The organism is Microvirga tunisiensis, from assembly GCF_009296175.1.
Classification (GTDB): Bacteria; Pseudomonadota; Alphaproteobacteria; order Rhizobiales; family Beijerinckiaceae; genus Microvirga; species Microvirga tunisiensis.
Map to the genome: position 1 here is coordinate 1 of NZ_VOSK01000542.1, position 2,961 is coordinate 2,961.

General features: G+C 60.7%; 5 protein-coding genes. All 5 read left to right on the forward strand.

Features of this window, described 5'->3' with window-relative positions:
• Positions 1-252 precede the first annotated feature (252 nt).
• The 5 genes from FS320_RS40900 (at position 253) to FS320_RS40915 (ending at position 2,837) form a co-directional block, all read left to right on the forward strand.
• The gene (locus tag FS320_RS40900) at positions 253-921 is read left to right on the forward strand and encodes a hypothetical protein (RefSeq protein ID WP_152718267.1); all 669 of its coding nucleotides are present in this window, start codon (positions 253-255) and stop codon (positions 919-921) included.
• An 8-nt stretch (positions 922-929) separates the two neighbouring features.
• The gene (locus FS320_RS45650; RefSeq protein WP_153885403.1) at positions 930-1,094 is read left to right on the forward strand and encodes a hypothetical protein; all 165 of its coding nucleotides are present in this window, start codon (positions 930-932) and stop codon (positions 1,092-1,094) included.
• A gap of 146 nt (positions 1,095-1,240) precedes the next feature.
• Positions 1,241-1,996 carry an NAD-dependent deacylase gene (locus tag FS320_RS40905; RefSeq protein ID WP_152718269.1) on the forward strand — a complete coding sequence of 252 codons (756 nt, stop codon included), beginning with the start codon at positions 1,241-1,243 and terminating at the stop codon, positions 1,994-1,996.
• Positions 1,997-2,073: 77 nt separating this feature from the next.
• Entirely contained in the window at positions 2,074-2,436 is a 363-nt protein-coding gene (locus tag FS320_RS40910; protein ID WP_152718271.1) for a DsrE family protein, read from the forward strand.
• Positions 2,437-2,471: 35 nt separating this feature from the next.
• Positions 2,472-2,837 carry a nuclear transport factor 2 family protein gene (locus FS320_RS40915; protein ID WP_152718273.1) on the forward strand — a complete coding sequence of 122 codons (366 nt, stop codon included), beginning with the start codon at positions 2,472-2,474 and terminating at the stop codon, positions 2,835-2,837.
• The last annotated feature ends 124 nt before the right edge of the window (positions 2,838-2,961 follow it).

Consider the following 2,961-nt stretch of genomic DNA (forward strand, 5'->3'; position numbering starts at 1 on the left):
TCAGAGGCCTCGGCCTCGCCTCTGTCCACGTCCAGCCAGTCGAGTAATCCGACGAACCGCCGTATACGGACCCGTATGTACGGTGGTGTGGGAGGGGTGGAACCGCGAGGCTCCCCCCTATCCCGATTTTCCCGGCCATAGGCGAATGCAGTAAGTGAATACATCGGATCGAATTACCGGAGGCGGCTCAGGAATAGGAGACCGTCGAGGCACTGCGGGATCGACAAGATTGGAATAATTGCGAGCGTCACCATGGCAGCGGAAACCCACCTCATTCCCGCTTGGCGGCTTCTGGATCGAGAGGGTCTTCATGCACTTGTGGACGCACCAAGGCGCGGCCTACCTGAGGGCATTTTCCTCACTCCGAACCGAGCGCGGCGCGAGATCAGCGCAGTCCCGCTGGTCATGGCAGCCCGTCAGGTAATTGAACGGGCTGCCGCACAAGGCGGCTTGCCCCTGACCGCAGCCGGTGCCCTGTCACGGGCCGATACGCGAGCACTCTTTGATCTGATCGACTGGCCCGAATACGCCAAGAATGAGGTCCTTGCCGTCAATCGGGTGCTGAACGAGGCAGATGCCCTGCCAGTTCACATCACCCGGATCGTGCTCCAAATGGCGGGCCTGCTGCGCCGTCGTGGAAAGATGCTGATCGCCGCCAAGAAGGCTCAAGCCCTTCTGGACCCGAACGCATCCGCCGATCTGTTTGCACTCTTGTTCGAGGCGACCCTGTGGCGGGTCAGCCTCAGCTACTTTGATCGGTTCCCAGTCGAGCACTGGCACAGGACCATATCGGCCTTGTGCTCTGGTGTTTGTCAGCGGCGGCCAACAACTGGTTGGATGCCGACATGCTTGCTCAGGTCTGCACTGTACGCGACGAGCGTCTCGACCATACGGTCAGGGACTTTTCCGGGGCTGCTATGAGGAGCCGTGTGCTCCGCCCGCTCACGTGGTTCGGGCTGATGAAGATGGCCCGCCGAGGCGATGAGGTCCAAGCCGACTGGATGCGGCCCACCCTATTCCGGAAGACCGCCCTCTTCGATGCGGTGGTTGGTTTCAAGATTGAGGTGTCGGTGCGGACGGGAGCGGTCCACTGAGGAGCTTCAGGTGAAAGTGGGGGAAGCGCTACGCTCATATTGCCCTGCCGTCTCCCGTACTTGCCCCCAAGCTTCGTCCCAAACCACACTTGATGACTGACCACTATCTCTCGGCTCCTTATGAATAGCCTCTGTGGAGGAAACTGATGAACGTCTTTGTACTGGCCGGGGCTGGCGTGTCAGCCGAGAGCGGCCTGGGCACCTTTCGGGATAAGGATGGGCTGTGGTCGCGTTTTGATCCGATGAAGCTCGCCACGCCAGAGGCTTTCGCCCACGATCCTGATCAGGTCCATGCCTTCTACAACATGCGCCGCCAGAACCTCCTTTCGGCGGAGCCTAACGCCGCGCACCGGGCGCTTGCCCGCTTGGAAACCGGTTTAGTGGAGCGCGGTGGCAGCCTGTTCCTGTGTACGCAGAACATCGACGATCTGCACGAGCGGGCTGGATCAAAGCAGGTCATACATATGCATGGAGAGCTATTGAAGGCACGCTGCACAGACTGCGGCGAGACGATGACATGGCGTGAGGATTTGAGCGTCGAGGTCCCCTGCCCGTCCTGCCACCGCTCCGGAGGATTGAGGCCGCACGTAGTCTGGTTCGGCGAGATGCCGCTGGAGATGGATGCGATCTATGATGCTCTCCTCGCAGCCGACCTGTTCGTCGCAATCGGCACCTCGGGCTCGGTCTACCCAGCAGCAGGGTTCGTATCCGAGGCGCGAGGGCACGGCATCCGCACCTGCGAGATCAATCTGGAGCCCTCGGACAACGCTCGACAGTTCGATGAAGGGCAGTATGGACCCGCAAGCGAGGTCGTCCCCTTTTGGGTCGAGCAGATACTCTCGCAAAAAAGTTTGGCCGACCAAGCCGGGATTACCGCTCCCCGCTCGCCTCATCCCAAATAGTAGAGCCCTCACGTTGGCGCACTGCCTGACGAGGGGCATAGTCCTACTCTCTCGTTCTACGTTCGGCGGAGGTGTTCATGTCCAGCCTTCTTGTCCATGTCACCTGCGGGCCTGAGAACCCGACTAAGGCAACCCTTGCCTTTTTCGTCGCGGCAGCGGCAGTCGAGACAGGGCATGAAGTCCATGTCTTCCTGGCAGGTGATGCTGTTCAACTCCTGCGCGAACCCGTGCGGAACGCCCTGACGGGGCTCGGCACAGGTGCGCTGAACGAACACTATCTGAAGATTATCGCGGGAGGCGGTCGTCTCTACCTCTCGGGCGGGTCCTGCGCCGCACGAGGTGTGACGGATGAGGACCTCCAAGGTGTTCCCTATGAGAAGGGAGCCCCGCCGACCTTGGTTCGGCTGGTGATGGAATGCGACCGGAACATCGTCTACTGACCCGGTGAGCACACGGGCCAGGAAGGGGCGACCTGATGCCAAACATCGTTTCCATTGCATTCCTCGACGACTTTGCTGAGGCTTGGAACCGGCACGATACGGATGCAATCCTGGCGATGATGACCGAAGACTGCGTGTTCGAGGCCAGCCGCGGACCTGATGTGAAGGGGACAGTTTATACGGGTCAGGGCGAAGTCCGCCGTGGGGTTGAGGAGGTCTTTGCTACCTTTCCGGATGCCCGATGGAATGGTCCCAGACATTTCATTGCTGGGGATCGCGGCATCTCAGAGTGGGTCTTCACGGCAACTGGGCCGGATGGCGCTCGCGTAGAGGTCCAGGGCTGCGATGTGTTCACGTTCCGGGACGGGAAGATCGCCGTGAAGAACTCGTACCGGAAGTGAAGTAGTTTGGACTTAATCTGACAGACGGTGTCGTTAGGCTGAGGCATGAGCCGAGGCCGGGCGCGGAGTGGTCGGGGTGCGCAGCGCCCGGCCTCGGGGTTCACAAGGAACATCGTCATGACCA

Coding starts and splice junctions, on each gene's coding strand:
- FS320_RS40900 (WP_152718267.1), top strand. CDS start 253: ATGGCAGCGGAAACCCACCTCATTCCCGCTTGGCGGCTTCTGGATCGA.
- FS320_RS40915 (WP_152718273.1), top strand. CDS start 2,472: ATGCCAAACATCGTTTCCATTGCATTCCTCGACGACTTTGCTGAGGCT.
- FS320_RS40910 (WP_152718271.1), top strand. CDS start 2,074: ATGTCCAGCCTTCTTGTCCATGTCACCTGCGGGCCTGAGAACCCGACT.
- FS320_RS40905 (WP_152718269.1), top strand. CDS start 1,241: ATGAACGTCTTTGTACTGGCCGGGGCTGGCGTGTCAGCCGAGAGCGGC.